Consider the following 20501-nt stretch of genomic DNA (forward strand, 5'->3'; position numbering starts at 1 on the left):
CGGGTTCGAAAGCAAAATGTCTTTGACGGCAGCGCTGGCGATCTTAACTTCAGTCTTGGTCATGGTGGCGTTCCTTCGCGGGAATTGCGGATCGTCAGATCTTCATCCGCTGACGCAGAGGGCTTATCTGGGCCATCTGGGGTTCCCCTGCCGGAAGGTTGGCTCGACACCAAATCTTCTCACACGGGGACCTCCTCAGGCCAGACCCGCGCATCAGCTAGCGCGGCAGCGGTTTAGTTCAATCATGAACCACGCCTCCCTGGAGATCCCTCGCGATTCAAACTGAACATCCAACGCTCTAGAGAGCGAAGATGTTGCGCCCGACTAAGTTCGCTGTGAGCTTCACTGCTTGAATTTTGCACGGTGTCCTCCGAACTCGCACAAGAGAGGTTTTGTCCGCATGATGACCTCTACACGCGACGAGCAGGACTATGTCGCAGGATGTACGGCTTGGCCCTTACCAGTTCCCGCAAGTAGCCGCTCAGAGGATGGGCGCGCGCGGGCGAAAGGATCAAGGCCGTAGAGGGCCGCTTCCGGATCAAGCGAACTCGGCATCGCGGCGGCGAGCGTTAGCTGGTGAGCCTGGTGGCATCCTGCATGGTGCCCTCCCGAAGCGCGCCATCCTCAGTCGAGACGGCCACTTTTACCATTACTGTGGTAGAGCCGGATGCGCCGAGGAAATCCGCCAGGCCACTGAGCGCCTCGGCCTCGCCGGGGGCGCCGTGTGGCCCGCGCCCCCGTCGGTCAGCGTCGCCGTGGAGTTAAGTGTTCTACCGCGGCTCGACCGGGTTGCTGCGGGTCAAATCAGGACGCGCAGCAACCCCCTAGGTCTACTCGGGCCGCGGAACCCTATCCTTAATTTCCACGCAGGAAACATAGTTAGAGCGAACAGTACAACGCACTGAGATGTCTCCATTTTCTGAGCGGACGTCTTCATCGGTGGCGGCCGGAGCCGGACCGGTCGTCATCAGGGCTAGCGCAGTGCCAGCCAGTATTGTGCGCAGCCAAGCAGACGGAAAATTGGTCGTCGGCTTCGGAAGGCCCGGGGCGGCGGTATCCTTTGGTGACAGATTCATGGTAAGTCTTTCTCTTGTTCGTAACGTGTTTACGGATGATCCGGCGTCGTTTGCCATTAGCGGTTGGTACGCCGGACGGCTTGACAAAGTCTCCTAGTTCATAAGATCTCCTGATTGATCGTTTCAGCAACAACCTTCTGGCACATATAGCTGACAGTAGGCTGAAGCTATGAGATTTGCGCGACCGCGATCCTGTGTGGCTCAGTTCTGTCGACCGCGCTAGATTGTTCGTTCCCATCGAGCTAGAGACTCGGCGACACCTCATTCGAATGCTTCTCATGAAAACGACATGACAAAGCGTTGTTGAGCTGGCGACGAACCTTGGGGTGAAGAGGACGGATCAACATCCCATGCGAATGAAAAAGACCGTTTGAACAACGCCATAGTAGTGCAGCACTGGGTCCCATGCGGAACATGGTGGCGTCATGAGTCAGGTGTAAGCGCCGCCTCAGGCTAGGCGAGGCGGCGGCATGCTTGTGCCGCGCCAGTGGAGATATGGTGGGTCGCCGCGACAGCTGAGTTCCTCTGGCGCGCGGGCCCGTCGCGGGTTTGCTCACCACCGGGTTCGACAATCTCGTTGCCTGACCAGCAGTACACAATCCTTCCAACTTGGTCGCTGCAGCAAACCAGTGTCATCGAGGAATGCGAATAATCGCCTCAAAACCATCCTCGCGACCTGAAGCGGGCGATGCAAGTTCAAGGCTGCCACCGATCCGCTCGACATAGATATTAGCGATGTGTAGACCAAGGCCTGAGCCCGCCGCTGGGGTTGCACCACGCCTAAATCGCTTTGTTATCACTTCAAGATCTGGGAGGGGCACCACCGGTCCCCCGTTTGCAATGGCAATGGCTCCATCGGTTCGGACGGAAACCGTTGCCGGAGTATCGGGCAGTCCGTGCGTGAGCGCATTCACAATCAGGTTACGAAGGAGGATGGCGAACGCCTCGACGTCTACCCTGCGCATCAAAGTGGGGCAGCCGTCCACATCAAGCATTAGCCGTCCGGCATATTGCGGCTTTTTCCTGAGATCATCAATTTCTAGCCGTATCATTCGGACAAGGTCGATCGCGTGGTCTGCGATGTAGATCCCCGATTCGGCCCGAGCGAGTTGAAGCAGTTTTTCGACAAGGTGGCCAAGCCTCGCCAACGATTCCTGAATGGCGCGCGCACGGGTTCTCGCCGAGCCCTGGGGAATTTCGGCCACTAACCTCTGCATCTGAGCGAGCGAGCCCGCGATCGGGGTGCGCAGTTCATGTGCACTATTTGCGGTGAACTCGCGTTCGGCATCGAGGGCCGTCTGCAGCCGTTCGAGAAGCTGGTCGACGGAGGCCGCGATGGGGGCCAATTCTGCCGGGAGGCCGCTGGGTCCCATCAGTGAGAGATTGCCGCCGTCGCGCAATCCGATCTCCTGTCGCAGTACTTCGGTGGGCGCCAGCGACCGCCGGATCACAAACCACAAAACGGCTATAATAAAGGGCAGGATGACGACCATCGAAACTAAGACGAAATTTAAGACGTGCCATCGGCCCCTGTTGACTGTCTGGCGGCGAGCATGGAGTGATTCGGCCACCTGAAGAAACGTGCCCGGTTGGATCTCCGATGTATAAACCCGGTCAGTAGCGGTTTGCGAAAAGCCTGGACGCGGTGGACCATCAGGGAACGGCCCCTCACCCAAATTCAAGATCACGTCCCCGTGTTCCCAAAGCTGGTACCGGTAGGTTAAAGCTTTTTTGAAACTGGTTGCATGTTCTAATGTGCGGAGAATGAAATCGCTCTCCCAGTTCCCTAGGATGTCAATCATCGCCGCCTCCATCTTATTTTCAGCTAGCATCAGGTACTGGTCCGAAAGTTCGTTGCCAACTTTGCTCAGGCTGAACCCAGCACTGGTAAGGACGGAAATCCAGGCCAGAAGCGTTGCGCCGCCCAGCCACAGTATCAGCCTGCGGGTTATGCTGGGCGGGTTCGTCATGTGACCACGAACCTGTACCCGAAGCCACGCACTGTCGCTATTCGGTCCGCGCCGATCTTCTTGCGGAGTCGGCTAACATAAACCTCCACGGTATTGCTCTCAATTTCTGAACCTAAGGAAAAGAGGACGTCCTCGATCTTCGCCTTCGGGACTACCATGCCGGGCCGGCACAGAAGGCAGTTGAAAACTGTCCATTCGCGTGGAGTGAGGTAGACCGTCTGTCCGTCGCGGTCGAGGCGCCGCTCGGCCGAGTTGATAGACAGCGTCCCGACAGAATACACCGGCTCCGGGAAGTGCCGATGACGACGCCCCACGGAATGAATGCGCGCGGAAAGTTCGCCGAGATCGAACGGCTTGACCACATAGTCGGCGGCACCCGCGGTGAGCCCCTCGATTCTGTCCCCTACCTTATCGCAGGCTGTCAGGAAGATGACTGGTGTCGAATCAAGCCGCTTTCTCATCTCCCGCATGTAGTCGATGCCGTTGCCGTCTGGCAGGCGAATGTCGAGCAGAGCAAGCTCGTAGGAGGCCACACTCGCGTAATCCCGCGCTTCAGACAGGTCCCTGGCCCAATCGACCGCGTGGCCATCAGCCAACGTATGGTCGCGTACAGCACTGCCGAGGTCCCTGTCATCTTCGACGAGCAGTATTCGCATCATGGTGTGCCGAGCTCCAGTTCGAGGGCAGGATTCTCGCCTTATTGACAGAACCTGACGCTACGCTGAACCGCCGTGCGCAAATATCCGGAGGCTTTCAGGTTGCTGTCAGTTACTGGTGTCAGAACGGCGTCATCGAATCAACCGATTAGAAGGCCGTTATGAACCCCATCCTGATCTCGGCACTTTTTCATAACAGAACCACCGTCGGCGCTGCACTGGCCGGCGGCAAATCCGACGTTGGGATCGCCGAATGGCGACCCCGCCAAGCGGTACTGACCAAGCTTGAGGCGGCCCGAAGGCAGATACATTCGATCAAGACGGAAGACGGCTGGCCCGATGCCGTCGAGCCGTCAGTACAGCTAGAACTTCGTTCGAGCCAGACCACTCAGATGCATGCGTGCGCCCAAGTGCATGCGTGCGCCGAAGCGGTCGTCGCTTGACAGGAAGCCGTCCCCAGAATGCGGCCAAAGCAAACGTCCAAGATCCGCAATTGCATCGGGCGGAGCGTTGTTCCCGCGAGCCTTCTCTTCGCTCCCATCGCGTTAGCCCTGCTGCTGCTGCTAACCGCCTCGGAAAGGGCCAATAAATGCTCGCCCGAGTGCTCCACGATGATCTTCATCGCCGTGTGTCCGCGTTCGCAATCATGCTTTCCACGCCGGTTGCAACTTCTCGGCAGAACAAGCTCTTGCCGGAGCCAATTCGGTTCAAATCGGTGAGTGAAAGTCAGTGCCGATTCGGTCGCACGACACGCCAAAACAATGTCTTTTGAGAGCATAGGTGAGTGTTGCTGAAGGGTAAAAAAAGGGTGCTTGTCTGGGGCCTAGGGATCGCGCCTGTGGTGTTCGCTATCGCTTCCGCGACCGGAGCTTTCCAACACAAAACGCGCGATCCTATCCTCACGCAACGCGTGATACTCGGTTCGATCGAGGAGAGCGTACTTGCGAGCGGCGTTTTGGAGCCTCTCCGCATGGTTAAAGTCGGCGCCCAAGTGTCGGGCCAATTGAAGACGCTGCATGTAAGGCTAGGTCAAGCGATCAAGTCTGGCGACTTGATCGCCGAGATTGACCCTACGAAAGAGCAGCACAAACTACTCGCCGCCCAAGCCAGCCTCGCCAGTGCAAAAGCTAGCTGCAAGGAAGCCGGCATACGACTGAAAGAGGCCGAATTGGCCTTCCGGAGACACCAGACTCTAAGCCGGAACAGGGCAGTATCGGCCGCGGACCTGGAGAAAGCGCAAGCGACGTTTTTTGCGCAAGAGGCGAAAGTCGAGCAACTTGAAGCGGACATTGATGAGAAGACGCTCGCGGTAGAGGATGCTCGCGCAACGCTCGAGCATACGAAGCTCAGCGCGCCCATGGACGGCGTCGTTGTTGCTGTGGCGGCTAAAACTGGTCAAACGCTGAACTCAAGTCAGGCCGTGCCGACGATTGTGGTTCTTGCACAACTCGACGTCATGCAGGTGAAGGTGCAGATATCGGAAATTGACGTGGCCCGTGTAAAGCCGGGCCAGAACCTCCGCTTCACAGTCCCGGGGGCCACTGGAGCCCCTATTTCAGGCGTACTGGAACAGGTAGAGCCGGCGCCTCCCTCGATGGCCGACGATGGCGGAACAGAAAAAACAAATCTCGCAGTCTACTACAACGGCGTCTTTTCCACGCCCAACCCGGAAGGGCGGCTTCGGCCAAAGATGAACGCCTTGGTTACAGTTATTTCCGGGCAGGCCGAGAACGTACCACTCGTAGCATGGTCGGCTCTGACGCAGCCCGATGCGCATGGTCGCTATCGCGTGCAGGTTCGCGCGCGGACGGGCGAACTCACCGAGCGCCTGGTGAGAATAGGCCTGACGGATAAGATCAAGGCGCAGGTACTCGACGGACTCGCTGTTGGTGATGAAGTTGTCATTCCTGGCCTCGGAGAGGCGACCAATCTTGGGTCGCGGTGATGAAATGACAGCACTCCTCGAAATCCAGAACGTCTCGCGGACTTTCCATGCCGGAGACGAGACGATCATGGCGCTGGCCGGCATCAGCCTTTCCATTACGGCAGGCGAGCTGGTGGCGATCGTTGGCGCAAGCGGTTCGGGCAAAACGACGCTAATGAACATCCTGGGTTGCTTGGACCAGCCGAGTTCTGGTGACTATCGCGTGGGCGGCTGCAGCGTTGCCGGCCTGGCCCCGGACGATCTCGCGGCCTTTAGACGGGAACACTTCGGCTTCATCTTCCAACACTATCAGCTTCTCGGCACGTTGAGCGCGGCCGACAACGTGGCGATGCCCGCCGTCTATGCCGGTCTCGACGCCGGCTCACGACGGGAAAGGTCGACATCTCTTCTGCGCAGGCTGGGTCTCGGTGATCGTCTCGACCACCGTCCGAACCAGCTGTCCGGTGGCGAGCAACAGAGGGTTTCGATTGCCCGCGCCTTGATGAATGGCGGCCGCATCATCCTCGCGGACGAGCCGACGGGGGCGCTAGATAGCAAAAGCGGCGAAACGGTTCTCGATATCTTGAAGGAACTTCACTCCGACGGTCATACCATCATCCTCGTGACTCACGATATGGCCGTCGCAGGTCACGCTGACCGCATCATCGAAATCCGAGAAGGGGTAATCCTTTCCGACCGGCGGACGCGGGATCAGAAGACTGATGGGCCGCCGGCATTCCACGACAGCAAGCCCGCCCCTACGCTATCGGCCTTGAGGCGCCGCCTGGTGGAAGCCTTTCCTATGGCCATACGATCGATGGCCACCGAACGCGTGCGTACCTTCCTCACAATGCTCAGCATTACAATTGGCATTGCGGCAGTTGTGGCGGCCGTCGGTTTCGGCGAGGGCGCCCGTCAGCACCTTTTGGACCAGTTCGGTGGATTTGCAGCCAGCACTCTGGTGATCTCTCCCGGGCGTGATTGGGAGGACAAGGGTGCTTCGAGCATCAAGACCCTGGTCGCCTCGGATGCCGATGCACTCGCCGAGCAGCCTTACGTCGATAGCGTGACCCCGGAAGTGCCGACGTCCGCACAGATACGTTTTGGGCATATCTCGGTCACGGCGACAATCAGGGGTGTCGGCCAAGACTATGTCAAAGTCAACGCGCTCAAGCTGGTGAAGGGATCATTCTTTTCAGCCGAGGCCGTCTTTGAGCGCCGCCAGGAAGCGGTGATCAATGACAGGATGGCCGCAACTCTCTTCCCTAACGAAGAATCGCCGCTCGGAAACATCTTCTTAATCGGGCGTGTTCCCGTCGTCGTTATTGGCATTTTTTCGCCTCCGCCGGCGTTTCAGTTTAACAGCCTGGAGGTCTTACTTCCTTATACGACCGTGAAGGGTAGACTTGAGAGTACCGATTCAAGTTTTGACGCCCTGAGGCTACGGGTCGTCGATTCTGTCGACACGATTGTCGCCGAGCGCGCCGTCGTCGACCTAATCACTCGTCGGCACGGCACGAAGGACTTCACCGTTGCCAATTACGATCAGTGGCGTAAGTCGCTTGAGCGCGCATCTCAGATAATGTGGCAACTGACCTCCTCCCTGGCTGCCATCTCGCTGGGTGTCGGAGGCCTTGGTGTCATGAACATGATGCTGATCTCCGTCACGGAACGGACGCGCGAGATCGGCTTGCGCATGGCCGTTGGAGCGCGCCGGATCGACATCATGCTTCAGTTCCTCATTGAGGCCGTCACAATGTGCATCGCCGGTTCAATTCTCGGCGTAGCACTCGCGCTCGGCATCGCAACCGCATTCGGCGGGCCGGGCAGCGAGTTTCCGATGATCATCTCCGCCAAGGCTATTTTCGCTGCCTGCGCAGTAGCGCTCTGCATCGGCCTGACCTTTGGCTTCCTTCCCGCCCGCAATGCGGCTCGGCTGAATCCCGTAGATGCGCTGTCAAGAGACTGAAAAAGATGCTCGTCAGACGGATATGACCTCATTCCTTTGTCTTGCTCGCGGGTTGCACGACCCTGTCGAGCACATATTCTGGCCTCGAACTCCCTGCGGGGGACTGCTGCCAACGGTTGCGGCAGCAAGTGCTATCCACGCCACCGCAGAAGCTGCTGGCTGACGTTCGGCCTTATCGGGGAAGTCATCAACGAAAACGACGATGCTTTCCTCGTGTCTGCTTCTAATGACGCCGCTTATTAGCCCTCTGCATACGCCTGGTCTTCGCCGACCGTACGCGTACGCGCCCTCAAGAGATTAAAAATGAAGCTCATCGGACTGATCCTACCCGGTTGCCTTGTCCTGCTCGCCGGTTGCACCCTATCGAGCACATATGTTCGCCCTGAACTTCCAGCCGGCCCCCACTGGTGGAGCACCGCGGCTGGGAGCGCAGTACAGCTCAGCGTAGACCGCTGGTGGCTGGCGTTCGGGGACCCCAATCTGGACAAGCTTGTTAGTAACGTCATCAGCCGAAATAATGAAGTCCTCATCGCGGCTGCTAACGCTTATCAGGCTCGACTTCAGGCAGATATCGCTGCGCACGACTTACTCCCCAAGCTGCATGGACAGGGCGGCGGGAGCAGCAGACAACCTCTCGACGACAAGGTCGCCTCGACTTCGTCGGCTTCTATCAGCGTATCTTATGAACTTGATCTGTGGGGCAAGCTTGCGGCAAAGACGGACAAGGCGGATTTTGAGGCTTCCGCGACAGCGGAAGACTACGAAGAGGCGCGCATCCTAGCTATCGCCGGAACCATCGACGCGTATTTAAATATCGCTCACGCCAATCAGTCGCTTGCGCTGGCGGAAACCAGCCTTGCCCATGCCAAGCAGGCTCGCGCGCTTGTGCGCGCCCAGGTTGCGGCCGGTGCAGTTTCCGACCTAGACCTCAAGGAGACCGACAAAAGGGTCGAGGCCTTGGCGGCGGCGGTTTCGACGCGCAAGCAGGATCGCCTTAAACAGCGGAACGCCCTCGTTGTGCTCTTGAATGGGGCACCTAGCCCTGTTCCAGAGCCGCAGCGCCTGCCGAGCAAGAAGCTGCCCCCGATCCAGGCTGGGCTGCCGGCCGACCTGCTCGCACGTCGCCCAGACTTACGAGCCGCAGAGGCAAGGCTCCGTGCCATGCTCAGGAACGTTGATGAAACTCGGGCCAGTTTCTATCCGGCGATTTCACTAACCGGCGCTCTCAACGCCGGCAGCGGGCAATTGCTGGCGTTCATCTCCAATCCCGTTGCTACGTTAGGTGCAAACGCTGCCTTGTCCTTCCTCAATTTCGAGGACATGAAGCTGGAGGTTGCGGTTTCGAGGGCACAGTATGAAAAAGGGGTCCTCGGATTCCGCACTACTTTGCTCACGGCCTTTTCCGAACTGGCCAATGCTCTCGGCGCACGGGCCGACTATGTCGAACGGGCCCAACACCTTCACAAAGTGCTAGCGGCCGCGCAGGAAATTGAGCAGCTGCAAGGGACCCGTTACCGGTCGGGTGATATCCGCCTCACTGTTTGGCTCGATGCGCGGGAGAGCCGCCGCGAAGCTGAGGCAGCGCTTGCCGATCTCCGTCTCGACCAGTTGCTCAATGAATCGAAGCTGTACCGCATTATGGGCGGCAGCGCTGCCGGATCCGGACCGGATGGCCGGAGCACCAACAAGGAACCGAGGTCAAAGGCGGACTAGATGTGGAGCCTCAACAGGTTCTCCTCGGTCCGTCCGAGGCGAGTCTTCGCGGTTTGGACTTTCGGCTGCCTTGTGGGCGATGCCAATTGGTATCTGTGCAGCCAGACACTGGAACGGTCTAAGAACGGTGAGTTTCGGCCTCTCGGCGATCGGTTGCCCGCTCTACATCTGGCATCTCCTCGCTTTGTTCGAAAGCGGCCATGCCGAATGTCAACAACGCCAACCTTTGCAAAGGAAACGGATCCCCACCGATACGAACCGTATATTCCACCGCGCAAACTGGCCTAGATCTTGCGCTGTGCGTTGTCACTACACGAATGAATTGGGTACCGGAGTCCCAGTTCACAATATGGGAGCGTCAGTGAAGGCTCCTCCTATGAGTATCCGCTTGGCTCCTTGCGGTAGGTGCTGTTCGTGAATTGGAAGACAGGCGTGATTATGAAATTCGCATCCAGGCAGATCTCGACACCAAGATCCTTACTCTGAGGCTCGACAACGTGGACTATAGTGCAGGAATTGATGTGTCGCTCGAACGGCGCAGTGTTTGCAAAATGTATGGTCGCCAGTCAGGGGGGAATGGGGTCATTCTGGGCTATTTGAAAACAGGGGCGGTGCTGCCGCTGCCACAAACCGATTCAAGCGTATTCTAATTCTCTTCACCTTGACAAGCGATCCCATGCAATTACGCCACCTCCGCTATTTCGTGAGCATCGTTGATGCTGGCAGCTTCTGCCGGGCAGCGGCCACTATCCATGTGGCGCAGCCGGCCCTCAGCCAACAGATCGCAGGCCTTGAAGCCAGGCTCGGCGCCACCCTGTTGCACCGCAGCGCACGGGGCGTTTGCCCGACCCTGGCAGGCAAGGCCTTCTATCGGGAGGCCGTCTCCATCTTGCAGCAGATAGAGCAACTGCGTGGCATTGTTCGTTCCGCGGATGGAGAGCCAGAAGGCTCGGTCGGGATCGGCATGTCTTCGACGCTCGCCGTCTCCCTCGCCGGCCCCTTCGTGAGCGCTTGCAGGAGGGCACTCCCCAAAGTGACCCTGCGCTTGGTCACCGGGGACTTTCTCCGCATCAGGTCGCTCGTTGAATCGCAGTCGCTTGACGTTTGCACGGTGTTCGAGGACACACCCACCCTCGGCGTTTCCCGCAAACCGCTGTTCCGCCAGCGCCTCTATCTTGTCCAGCCTGCCAACACAGAAGATGTCGCCGCCTGCGTGTCCCTCGAGGAGCTGGCGGCGCTTCCCCTTGTACTGCCGGCACGGCCGCATATGATGCGTGATGCACTGGACCGGGCATTTGAAGCGGCCGGAGTGCCCCCCAACTGCGTGGCTGAGGTCGACACGTTCTACAGCGTGCTCTCCTTGGTCAAAGCCGGCGTAGCAAGCGCGATCATTCCGAAGGGGGATCTCTCGGACGTTCCAGGTCATGAAGATTTAAGGCCCCTGGCGATCGATCCGCCTATTCATCTGACCGCATGCCTCATCTCATCCGCCAACATGCCGCTCACCTCCGCCGCTGAGGCGGCAAGTGCCCTCCTTGTCACGCAGATAGAAAAGCACCTTAGCGAAGCACGGCGCCCCGAATGGGAGCGCGTTGAAATTCAGTAGTTGTCCAGAGACGAGTACCGGCCTGCCTTTGGACGACGATTTCTCAGGCGCGGCCGAGCGATTTCGCTGCATACCCACGGAGCTCGTTTCAGCTAAGGGCCTGCGAGCGCCGCCGGGTTCTGCAATTGGCGCTCATGGCGGTTTGATGATGTTTAGTTTCACCTGACTGCCCCAAGCAACGCCACCATCTCCAATGCTGAAAGTAAGACCGCCTGCGCCACCGTCCAAGACATTCTGCAACTTCGATATGGCAGCGAAACGACCTTGCCGGTGCGCTCTGGTTCAAGCGTCCGTCGAGCCGCGAGGCATGTTCGGTATTGTCAGATAGCCGACAATGTCGAGTACGCAACGTAAAGGAAGCTGACTCTCGGGTGTTTTTGAACGCTTTTTGCCTTGGCACGGTACATGCACAGTATTCAGCAAAACGCACCGACTGAGGTCATGAGAGTCTCTGACTTACGCCACCTCCCAAGGCGTACCCGGCCCGGCAGCGAGCTCAGTCTCCTGCCGGGCATACCTTTTCAGCCGTACTCGCGTTCAGAACTTCAAATACACCGCAATGTTATATCTCGTATGGACAGATCAATTGAGGTCGCTGCTAGTGTGACACTGAGCAAGCGAGCAAGGGCGAGGGTCATTTGGCGGCGGGCTTTGCGGCTCGTGCAATGGCGAACCACCAGTCAGACGCCATGCACGCTATCGATCAGCGAGGTTCGAAGTGGGATCGGATGACTCACCAGCCGCTACCGGAGGCCGGCGATAAGCGATGATTGCGTTTCGTCCCGAATGCCCAGCTCTTCATCCGGCAGGCGGCGAAGTATTTGGCCCGAGCCGAACACGCTCCCGGCATGGTCCTGGGTTCATCACCACATGTTTTGCCATTCCTATGGCTTCTCTCTAGCGCATTACCTGCGCCTGCCCAAGCGCCAAGAGTCCTATCCCGCCGCCCTACACCCACATCGCCCCACGACGACGTTTGGACGCTTGACGGCGCTGTTCTACAACCCTGCCTGCTGCCCTCGCCATCGATTTGAGGTCCGACAGGAACACCGATAAACAGGAAATAGCGTCATGATCCCAAAGAACGGTAACTTCAGTCAGGCGACGCGGGCTTTCCCGCAGGCCCTGACGGGGCTCCATCCATTGCCCGCGGATCCGGATAGCACGATCGCACTGGTCAGCCTTCCAGACAGTCTTGCAGCGGCAGATGAGGACGTGGCCAGCGGGATGTATCCGCTAACCGACGCGCATCCGCGGCAAGACCTCTCGTTGGACGCTAGGGAGGCTCTGCGACGGGAGGGGGTGCTGCAGCTTTTGGGGCTCTCGCCGCAGTCCCTTGCCGGGTCAAGCGACAGCACTCCTGCGTTTCCCGCCGTCGACCTGAGAGCGAGTGAGAGAGGGGAGGACTACGATCAGGCCCTGGGCATCCACAGAAAGCCGTTGCCGCAGACGCCATGGCAGATGGCGGAGTCTTCGCTCGCTTTGCAGGAGGACTTTTCCGGACAGGCATGGCGGATCATCGCGCAGTTCAGGGGAGACCTGCCCCCAGCGAGCCCGGACGAACACGATGCGCCCACTGGCGCCGGCAGCCTTGTTGTGCCGACGGATGAGGACGTGACCAGCGGGATGTATCCGCTAACCGACGCGCATCCGCGGCAAGACCTCTCGTTGGACGCTAGGGGCGAGGCTCTGCGATGGGAGGAGGTACAGCAGCTTCTGGGGCTCTCGCCGCAGTCCCTTGCCGGCCCAAGCCACAGCACTGCAGGGTTTCCCGCCGTCGACGGGGGAGCATGTGGAAGAGCGGAGGACTACGATCAGGCGCTGGGCCTCCTCAGGGACCATTTGCCGGAGACGTTTTTTGGGGTGGCGAAGTCTATGCTCGCCGAGGGGGAGGACTATTGTGAACAGGCATGGCGGATGGTCGAGCAGTTCCGGGGAGACCCGCAAACCGACGCGCATCCGCGAGACCTCTCGTCGGACGCTGTGGACGAGGATATGCCACGGCTGGGCGTACCGCAGTTTCTACGGCTCTCGGCGCAGCCCCTTGCTGGGATAAGCGGCAGCACTCCAGCGCTTTCCGCCCACGAGGAGGCGAGTGAGAGAGCGGAGGACTACGATGAGGCCCTGGGCATCCACAGAAAGCCGTTGCCGCCGACCCAATGGGAGATGGCGGAGTCTTCGCTCGCCTTGCAGAAGATCTTTTCCATACAGGTATTGCGGATGGTCGAACAGTTCGGGGGAGACCGGCCCCCAGCGAGCCCGGACGAACACGATGCGCCGTCTCGCGTCGTCAGCCTTGTTCTGCCAGCGGATGAGGACGTGGCCAGCGGGATAAATCCGCACATTGACGCGCATCCGCGGCAGGACTTCTCGTTGGACGCTATGGACGAGGATTTGACTTGGGCGGAGATGCACAAGCTTCTGCAGCACTCGTGTCAGCCCGCTGTCGGGCTCGACAGCACTCCAGCGTTTCCAGCGGTCGACGGGGGAGCGAGTGGGAGATCGGAGGACTATTGTGGACAGGCATGGCAGAGGGTCAAGCGGTTCCGGGGAGACCCGCTCCTGGCGAATTTTGGAGGGGCAGGCGAGATGGCTCAGCAGAAGAACGGATACGAATGCCGTGTTTCGGTGCTGGCCACGCACGCACCGTTGACCAGACTGCCCAACAGCCAATGGCTCGACAGCGCATCCCTGGATTTTCAAGCCGTCGTCGCCGATCGTACGGCGTTGCTGGCGCGGCATGGGGCGCAACCGGCAATCGCCTTGCGGGAGAGTCATCGGGAGGCGCCGCCAAGCTCGAAACGGAAACGCCGGAGTGGAATGGAGTTCGAGAAAGACTTTAGTGAGTCGGCGAGTAAAGCCAGGGGGGCGAGTTCTTGGGTGTCGTTCAATGAGCGCCAACCAGTTGGCGAACGCTTGGAACCCTTTGCGGACAACGCGGATGCCCTGGCGAAGCTCGAGTTCGGCGGCAAGAAGGTCGGTAAGGACGACATCCTGAACCTGCGCCACAAGGGCGGGTCGCAGGTGGTGGCGGCTCTTATGAACAACGCGGTGGCGCTGGGGAAGCTAGAGTTCGGCGGCCGGAAGTTCGGCAAGGCCGATATCCTCAAGATAGTGGGCACCGTTGGCGCGGCGAAGGCGGTGGATGCCCTGCTGGACAACGCGGAGGCACTAGCGAAGTTGGAGGTCAGTGGCCAGAAGCTCAGCAAAGACGACATCGTCAAAATCTTGGGCAAGAAGGGTGCCGCTCGGGCGCTGCCGGCCCTGCTGGAGAAGGCGGAGGAGCTGGCTAAGCTGGAGTTCGGCGGCGGCCAGAAGCTCAGCAAGGATGATATCGTCAAGATCGTGGGTCAGGCTGGCGCGGCGCAGGCGGTGTCGGCCCTGCTGGGCAACGCGGATGCGCTGGCGCAACTCAGGTTCGGCGATGACACGTTGGGCAAGCATGACATCCTCAAGTTGTTGGGCAAGGAGGGGGCGGCGAAGGCGGTGCCGGCCCTGCTGAAAAACGCGAAGGCGCTGGCGGAACTCAAGGTCGGCGGCGACACGTTCGGCAAGGGCGACATCCTCAGGATCATGGGCAATGGCGGCGCGGCGCAGGCGGTGCCGGCCCTGCTGGAGAATGCGGGAGCGCTGGCCGAACTCAAGGTCGGCGACGATACGTTCGGCAAGGGCGACATCCTCAAGATCATGGGCAATGCCGGCGCGGCGCAGGCGGTGTCGGCCCTGCTGGGCAACGCGGATGCGCTGGCTAAGTTGACGTTCAGCGGCGACCAGAAGCTCAACAAAGATGATATCATCAAGATCCTAGGCAAAATCGGCGCGGCGCGGGCGGTGCCGGCCCTGCTGAAAAGCGCGAAGGCGCTGGCCAAGCTGGAGTTCAGCTGCGGCCACAAGCTCAGCAAGGATGATATCGTCAAGATCCTGGGCAAAGTCGGCGCGGCGCAAGCGGTGCCGGCTCTCATTAAAAACGCGGAGGCGCTGGCGGAACTGGAGTTCAGCGGCGGCCAGAAGCTCAGCAAGGATGATATCGTCAAGATTCTTGGCAATACTGGTGCCGCCCAAGCGGTGCAGGCCCTGCTGGACAAAGCGGAGGACCTAGCAAAGTTGGAGGTCAGTGGCCAGAAGCTCAGCAAGGACGACATCCTCAAGATCATGGGCAATGGCGGCGCGGCGAAGGCGGTGCCGGCCCTGCTGGGCAACGCGGATGCGCTGTTTAAGCTCAACTTCAGCTGCGGTCAGAAGCTCAGCAAGGGTGATATCGTCAAGATCATGGGCAATGGCGGAGCGGCGCGGGCGGTGCCGGCCCTGCTGAAAAACGCGAAGGCGCTGGCGCAACTCAGGTTCGGCGATGACACGTTGGGCAAGGACGATATCCTCAAGTTCTTGGGCAAGGGGGGGGCGGCGAAGGCGGTGCAGGCCCTGCTGAAAAACGCGAAGGCGCTGGCGGAACTCAAGGTCGGCGGCGACACGTTCGGCAAGGGCGACATCCTCAAGATCATGGGCAATGCCGGCGCGGCGAAGGCGGTGCAGGCCCTGCTGAAAAACGCGAAGGCGCTGGCGGAACTCAAGGTCGGCGGCGACACGTTCGGCAAGGACGACATCCTCAAGATCATGGGCAATGGCGGAGCGGCGCAGGCGGTTTCGGCCCTGCTGGGCAACGCGGATGCGCTGGCTAAGTTGAAGTTCAGCGGAGACCAGAAGCTCAGCAAAGACGACATCCTCAAGATCCTAGGCAAAATCGGCGCGGCGCGGGCGGTGGCGGCATTGCTGAAAAACGCAGAGGCGCTGGCCAAGCTGGAGTTCAGCTGCGGCCACAAGCTCAGCAAGGATGATATCGTCAAGATCCTGGGCACCGCTGGTGCCGCCAAAGCGGTGCCAGCCTTGCTGGTTAAGGCGGACGCGCTGGAGAAGCTGGAGTTCAGCGGCGGCCAGAAACTCAGCAAGGATGATATCGTCAAGATCCTTGGCAATGCTGGTGCCGCCCAAGCGGTGCGGGCCCTGCTGGAGAGCGCTGACCACTTTAAGAATATGCCTAAATCGGATGTTTTGGCAGCGGCGGGCAAACCACGAAAAGCCGGCGCCGCAATCAGAAAACTGAAGCAAACGGCACTTGGCCATTTCACCCATTTCACACTAGCGACTCCCGCCAGACACGCTTAAGGTTCGAGGCATAGAACTACGCGGCGGGGCCGTAGATCGTATCGTTGTCCTCACGCACAACCTGATCCGCATCTTCGAAGCGAATCATCGGTGCCAACGGCCCGAAAGTCTCCGACAGCCATGATGCTCGAGATTTCAGTGAGGACTGTGGGTTCGAAGAAGGTGCCATCCTTGCCAAAACGTCCGGCCCCGCATCGGATTGTGCCACCTTTGGCAACGGCATCTGCGATGTGGGCCTCGATCTTGGCCAAAGCATGCATGTCGATGAGCGGTCCGATGTCCACTCCCGGAGCGAAACCGTCGCCAACGGAAAAGTGCCGGACTTTCTCCACGAACTTCTCGACGAACTCATCGTGAATGCTCGCTGGTGTGCAAGGATTTGTGTAACGCAAATTCCGCCGGAAAGGCGTGGCTTTAAGCCGCCGTCAACTTGGTCGTCAATTGGTCAGCGATGCCAGCGGCCAGCCAGACAAGATAAGGACGTCGGGATTTCTATTCACCGGCATCGAGATGATGTGATGCCTTACGCAAATGGGCAACGGCGATCGCGCTCGCATAATTACCGGTGGTTTTCTCGTACCGAAGGCCGGTACCAGGGATTTGCCGAATAGCATCCCACAATTCGCCTAGCGGGCTGCTCGGCGCTCTGGGGGCTGGAACCGTACACAATGCATCAGGTGCGTAGAGTGACCCGGCCGCCTCCTGCCAGTCGTTCTCGGGCGCCAAAGCATGAAGGACGAGTGACACTTCGAGCTGGGCGGGGTCTGTACAAGCGGGCCTAGGCCGACCGAAGGTCGATCAGGATAGCTGGCCACCGAACCTAACCCCGGACGTTGTCCCCATGCAGGACGCCATGCGAGAGCGCGATCGAATGCGGGTATGGCAGGCAGGGCATCAAGTGTTCGGGCAACCGTATCGGGGGGCGAGAGCGGCCTGAACTGCGCGGCCTCATCGACTTAGGCGACTAGCTTGCTGTTCATGTCAGGAAGCGGACACCTGTCACTTATACAATCCAGGCGAGGTCAAGGTTGGTAACGACTGCAATTCGCCCTGCGCAACGTCCAGCTGTCCAGTCACAACTTTGGTATTAGAGACGACGATATTCCTTCAGAAGGGCAATCGATCGCTGTCGCCGGACTCTGCGAGATTCCTCGACACAGCTGCCAATCCTGCTTCGCTTTCCGCAGTGGCTTGACCTGTACAACTGCACAGGCTGCTAAAACCTCAAGGTTGGCCTCCAATGGCGTGGAAAGTTTCCCGAGGAGGCCTTCGATGACCGCGCTCATTCTACAATCCATCGCCCGTTTTTACTGCCCTTCACGTGGACGTCTGGCGCTGGCCGCCGGAACCGACAACAGCTATGGAGACGAATCTGTTGACCCGCTCACACCGTACTGATTGTTGCTGGGCGTCGACGGCCAGTTTGCTGACTGTCTCGACACCGTCAATCGCATCCGATTCGACAAAACGGCGCCACCCACGCCAGGTCCCATGATGCTTCAACGTTTTCCGGGCGGGGAGGGGAGCGGCAGTCATGGCATTTTTTTGATTGACGCTCACCGCCGGTCTGACGCCGCCCGAGTGGGCCTGGGAACCTTCTTAGGCCGCAATCCAGCATTCCAGCATGATGTGATCACGGCAAGCCAGGAGGCCAAGACCTGGTCTCACCAACCGTTTCTCGACGTGATCGTGTCGGTCGGCGACCTGTCGCGCTGGGATGTCCTGTTTCGCCGAGTCTCATCGGCGCAATTCCCTTGTATTCTGGTGTCCGCTCTGGTGCGTCCATGTGCTGCCGATCATTGCAGCAGAACCATTGTCTGGATTGTCGGCGACAGCGCTGTTCGAGCTCTCGGCATTGCCTTGTCATGCGACGGTCCTGCTGGCGCCCGACAAGCGCCAGCATGTTTTTCTTCGCAATGCGGAGCATACGCTCCAGCTTGCCGTCTCTGGCGCGAATATCTTGCACCCTGTCTGCGTCCATATCGAAGCGATCTGGCCGGCGTTGGTGCATGGGTCCGGACTTGAGCGGATGTCGATCTTTGAAGCGGCAGGCTATGCGACACTGATCGAACGGAAGCTTACGCCGTGCCTTCAAGATGAAGCAGCCGACAAGGCGCTTGATCTCCGCATAAGTGAAGAGCTCGTCTTCCGGTAGCAGGGGCGGCGCGTGCATCGTCGCAAGGCGGGTGGGGTACAAGCGCTGCAGCGACTCGCGCACCAGCTCGGGGCGGGCGAAATGCAGAGGGAAGACCCCGCGCGAATTATCGTTGCGGCAGATCAGCGGCCAATCGCGCCCCGTGCTGTCGCGGCGCTTCTTATCCAGCCACTTGTCATACACGCCGCAGGCGGTGGCGCGGCCAGTCGCTGCCATAGAGAAGCGTCATCGCCTCATCGATAAATCGGCGGATCTGGGATTCGAAGCGCTGCAACCAGTCATGGACCTGACTTGTTGCGCGCGAACGCCGTCTCAGTCTCGGGATCGGCTGAGACCGGCACCGGATCGCCGTACGCGATAACCAGCCCCGGCCGATCGTCCTGAAGCCCTGCCGCCTCGAGCGCCTCATCGAACGCCTCGATCGGGAACTCGGTGATGCCCGGTTGAACCCGCGCTCGAGATAAAGGCCGGCACGAAGGCTGACATCGCTGCCGAGCGCGCTCGGCCAGGTGATCGGATCGCGCCAATCGCCGAAATCGGAGCGCAGGATGGAGGCAACAGACGTATTGAAGGTCGGCGAGTGGTCGATGAGATGACCGATGCCCTGCAGTCTGGCGAACCCCATCATCGAGTTCGCTGTATCGAGCGCATCCAGCCAGGGCTGCTGGATGGAGTGGAGGCTTGCGAGCAGATCCGGCCCGTTCAGGCCGTAGATCTCTTTGATGTCGTCCTGAAGCGTGCGGCCGATCCTGGACAGCATCTCGAGCTCAGGCCGAAGGAAGCGATCGGCGAGCAATGAATGTGATGGCAGCGCGACGTCGTATACGCCGCCCCTTGCCTCGCGCAACGCCAGGTCGCGTGCCGTCGTTCCAAGATCGAGCGCCGCCACGCTGCTGGGAAGGCCGAGATCCGCGATATGCGCGAGCGCGGTTCGCGAAGAGGCGTAGGCCCCGCCCACCGCTAGCAGGTCACGCGGACCCGTACCTAGCACCGCCTCGCGCGAACTGCGGGCGGCGGAGCCGATATCGGCTCCGTAAAGCGCCGAATGTGCGACACTGAAGACGTCGCGGGGCGCCAGCATATCCTGGGCGCGCATCCCAAGGGTCGCATCCTGCGCGAGCCGCGCGGCAGCACCGAGCTCCGATCCGTAGCTCGCAGCGAGGACAGAATCGCGCTGATAACTCGTAATGCCCGCGGCCGCCTGCGCAATGGCGGACGGATAAGGATCGGTGAGGCGGTTCAGGATCTCGTCCTGCTCGAATAGCCGGGAGGTGATACCGCCGTACGGATCGGATGGGTCTTTGGCCACGCGGCTGCCTCGGTGCTGGTTTGCTGGCTATAGGTTCCAAGCGTGCTGCAGGAAGTACAAAGTTGCTGCTTCGTTCCGGGTGGCCGCATGTTCCACGGCGTCCCGCCTATCGGCGGGCCAGACTGTCGTGAACCAGGCCCGGCAAGCGGTCCCGGCCAGCCGGCTTCCATCCTTGACGCGAGAAGGCCGGGCAGAGCCCGGCCTTCTAGGTGTATATCAGGCGCGGCGGCGCAAGCGCTTGAGAAGTGCCTTGCCGTTGATGCGCAGTTCCACCAATCCGCGATCGACCATCGACTGCATCCCGCGCGTGAAGCCGGGCAGGTTCGAAGGTTTCACTCGAAGCTGTGCCAGCGGTGGCGCCGTGCGTTCCTGTCAGTGAAACCTTTCAGCGCCGGAAATCCACGGGCGTTCTGCACATGGTACTGGGTCTTCCAGCGGGTGTAGGCGGGATCCCGCTCATCGATGACACGCAGCCGGATGTGATGCAGCATTTGCCGCGCAGGCGCGCGGGACGTGCGGCGAGGAAAATAGAGGATCTTGCCCATCAGGGTCTCCTGTCACGGCTCAGGAAAATAGAAGGGACGGATGTCGGGAGCCGGCCAACAACCTCCCCGGCGTTCGCTGGGTTGGTCGGCGGCCGCGCGTTATATCGCGCGGTTCGGCTCCCCGCTTTTGGCGGGCGGTTCTTGGGCCTGAAACGTTGAGGGCCCGACCCCGATGACGCTCACTCTACGCCCCTCACGCGCGATCGACAAGATGGGGGAGGCCAGGGGCCTTGTCCCTCTCCCCCAAGCCCTGGCTTGCGGCAGGTGATACTGCGCGGGCAGCCCATCGATCGCTGGTATTGAACACGGTATAGGATTGCAGGAAGGGGATACGCCACTCGACATCCTCGCCATCGGACGCAAGTCTCTCGCAGCTCAAAAAGCGCGAGGCAGCGCGGTGTGTCGCCGAGCTGATGCA

Annotated in this window: 13 protein-coding genes and 1 pseudogene; 9 read left to right on the forward strand and 5 right to left on the reverse strand. The window is 60.0% G+C overall.

What is annotated here, in order from left to right:
- Nucleotides 1–1708 precede the first annotated feature (1708 nt).
- Nucleotides 1709–3046 carry a sensor histidine kinase gene (locus NKJ88_RS31645; protein WP_352446824.1) on the reverse strand — a complete coding sequence of 446 codons (1338 nt, stop codon included), beginning with the start codon at nt 3044–3046 and terminating at the stop codon, nt 1709–1711.
- The gene (locus NKJ88_RS31650; protein WP_352446845.1) at nt 3043–3702 is read right to left on the reverse strand and encodes a response regulator transcription factor; all 660 of its coding nucleotides are present in this window, start codon (nt 3700–3702) and stop codon (nt 3043–3045) included. Before NKJ88_RS31650 ends, NKJ88_RS31645 begins: the two co-directional genes overlap by 4 nt.
- 161 nt (nt 3703–3863) lie before the next feature.
- Here NKJ88_RS31650 and NKJ88_RS31655 point away from each other — a divergent pair, with 161 nt between their 5' ends.
- From NKJ88_RS31655 to NKJ88_RS31685, 7 genes are all read left to right on the forward strand, one after another.
- On the forward strand, nt 3864–4145 hold the full coding sequence (locus NKJ88_RS31655; protein WP_352446825.1) for a hypothetical protein: 282 nt from the start codon (nt 3864–3866) through the stop codon (nt 4143–4145).
- Nucleotides 4146–4543: 398 nt separating this feature from the next.
- A complete protein-coding gene (locus NKJ88_RS31660; protein WP_502904784.1) occupies nt 4544–5647 on the forward strand; it encodes an efflux RND transporter periplasmic adaptor subunit in 1104 nt (367 codons plus the stop codon).
- A gap of 4 nt (nt 5648–5651) precedes the next feature.
- On the forward strand, nt 5652–7595 hold the full coding sequence (locus NKJ88_RS31665) for a MacB family efflux pump subunit (protein ID WP_352446826.1): 1944 nt from the start codon (nt 5652–5654) through the stop codon (nt 7593–7595).
- A gap of 303 nt (nt 7596–7898) precedes the next feature.
- Nucleotides 7899–9308: an efflux transporter outer membrane subunit gene (locus NKJ88_RS31670; protein WP_352446827.1), complete on the forward strand. Its 1410-nt coding sequence runs from the start codon at nt 7899–7901 to the stop codon at nt 9306–9308.
- Between the two features lie 419 nt (nt 9309–9727).
- Nucleotides 9728–9958, forward strand: coding sequence for a hypothetical protein (locus NKJ88_RS31675; RefSeq protein WP_352446828.1), 231 nt, complete (start codon nt 9728–9730; stop codon nt 9956–9958).
- Between the two features lie 26 nt (nt 9959–9984).
- Entirely contained in the window at nt 9985–10914 is a 930-nt protein-coding gene (locus tag NKJ88_RS31680; protein WP_352446829.1) for a LysR substrate-binding domain-containing protein, read from the forward strand.
- 1071 nt (nt 10915–11985) lie between these two features.
- Nucleotides 11986–16074, forward strand: coding sequence for a hypothetical protein (locus tag NKJ88_RS31685; RefSeq protein ID WP_352446830.1), 4089 nt, complete (start codon nt 11986–11988; stop codon nt 16072–16074).
- Nucleotides 16075–16093: 19 nt separating this feature from the next.
- Here the strand turns inward: NKJ88_RS31685 and NKJ88_RS31690 are convergent.
- Nucleotides 16094–16439 (reverse strand): annotated as a pseudogene (locus tag NKJ88_RS31690) (aldehyde dehydrogenase family protein); the annotation flags it as partial.
- Between the two features lie 907 nt (nt 16440–17346).
- Here NKJ88_RS31690 and NKJ88_RS31695 point away from each other — a divergent pair.
- A complete protein-coding gene (locus NKJ88_RS31695) occupies nt 17347–17472 on the forward strand; it encodes a hypothetical protein (protein ID WP_352446831.1) in 126 nt (41 codons plus the stop codon).
- A 388-nt stretch (nt 17473–17860) separates the two neighbouring features.
- A complete protein-coding gene (locus tag NKJ88_RS31700) occupies nt 17861–18229 on the forward strand; it encodes a hypothetical protein (protein WP_352446832.1) in 369 nt (122 codons plus the stop codon).
- 175 nt (nt 18230–18404) lie between these two features.
- Here the strand turns inward: NKJ88_RS31700 and NKJ88_RS31705 are convergent, their stop codons facing one another.
- Complete coding sequence (locus NKJ88_RS31705; RefSeq protein WP_352446833.1) at nt 18405–19538, reverse strand: hypothetical protein; 1134 nt, start codon at nt 19536–19538, stop codon at nt 18405–18407.
- Nucleotides 19539–19870: 332 nt separating this feature from the next.
- A complete protein-coding gene (locus NKJ88_RS31710; RefSeq protein ID WP_352446834.1) occupies nt 19871–20083 on the reverse strand; it encodes a hypothetical protein in 213 nt (70 codons plus the stop codon).
- Nucleotides 20084–20501: the final 418 nt, after the last annotated feature.

This window comes from Mesorhizobium sp. M0016 (genome assembly GCF_040324035.1).
Lineage (GTDB): Bacteria > Pseudomonadota > Alphaproteobacteria > Rhizobiales > Rhizobiaceae > Mesorhizobium.

Coding starts and splice junctions, on each gene's coding strand:
- NKJ88_RS31645 (WP_352446824.1), bottom strand. CDS start 3,046: ATGACGAACCCGCCCAGCATAACCCGCAGGCTGATACTGTGGCTGGGC.
- NKJ88_RS31650 (WP_352446845.1), bottom strand. CDS start 3,702: ATGCGAATACTGCTCGTCGAAGATGACAGGGACCTCGGCAGTGCTGTA.
- NKJ88_RS31655 (WP_352446825.1), top strand. CDS start 3,864: ATGAACCCCATCCTGATCTCGGCACTTTTTCATAACAGAACCACCGTC.
- NKJ88_RS31665 (WP_352446826.1), top strand. CDS start 5,652: ATGACAGCACTCCTCGAAATCCAGAACGTCTCGCGGACTTTCCATGCC.
- NKJ88_RS31670 (WP_352446827.1), top strand. CDS start 7,899: ATGAAGCTCATCGGACTGATCCTACCCGGTTGCCTTGTCCTGCTCGCC.
- NKJ88_RS31680 (WP_352446829.1), top strand. CDS start 9,985: ATGCAATTACGCCACCTCCGCTATTTCGTGAGCATCGTTGATGCTGGC.
- NKJ88_RS31685 (WP_352446830.1), top strand. CDS start 11,986: ATGATCCCAAAGAACGGTAACTTCAGTCAGGCGACGCGGGCTTTCCCG.
- NKJ88_RS31695 (WP_352446831.1), top strand. CDS start 17,347: ATGACCGCGCTCATTCTACAATCCATCGCCCGTTTTTACTGCCCTTCA.
- NKJ88_RS31710 (WP_352446834.1), bottom strand. CDS start 20,083: ATGGGCAAGATCCTCTATTTTCCTCGCCGCACGTCCCGCGCGCCTGCG.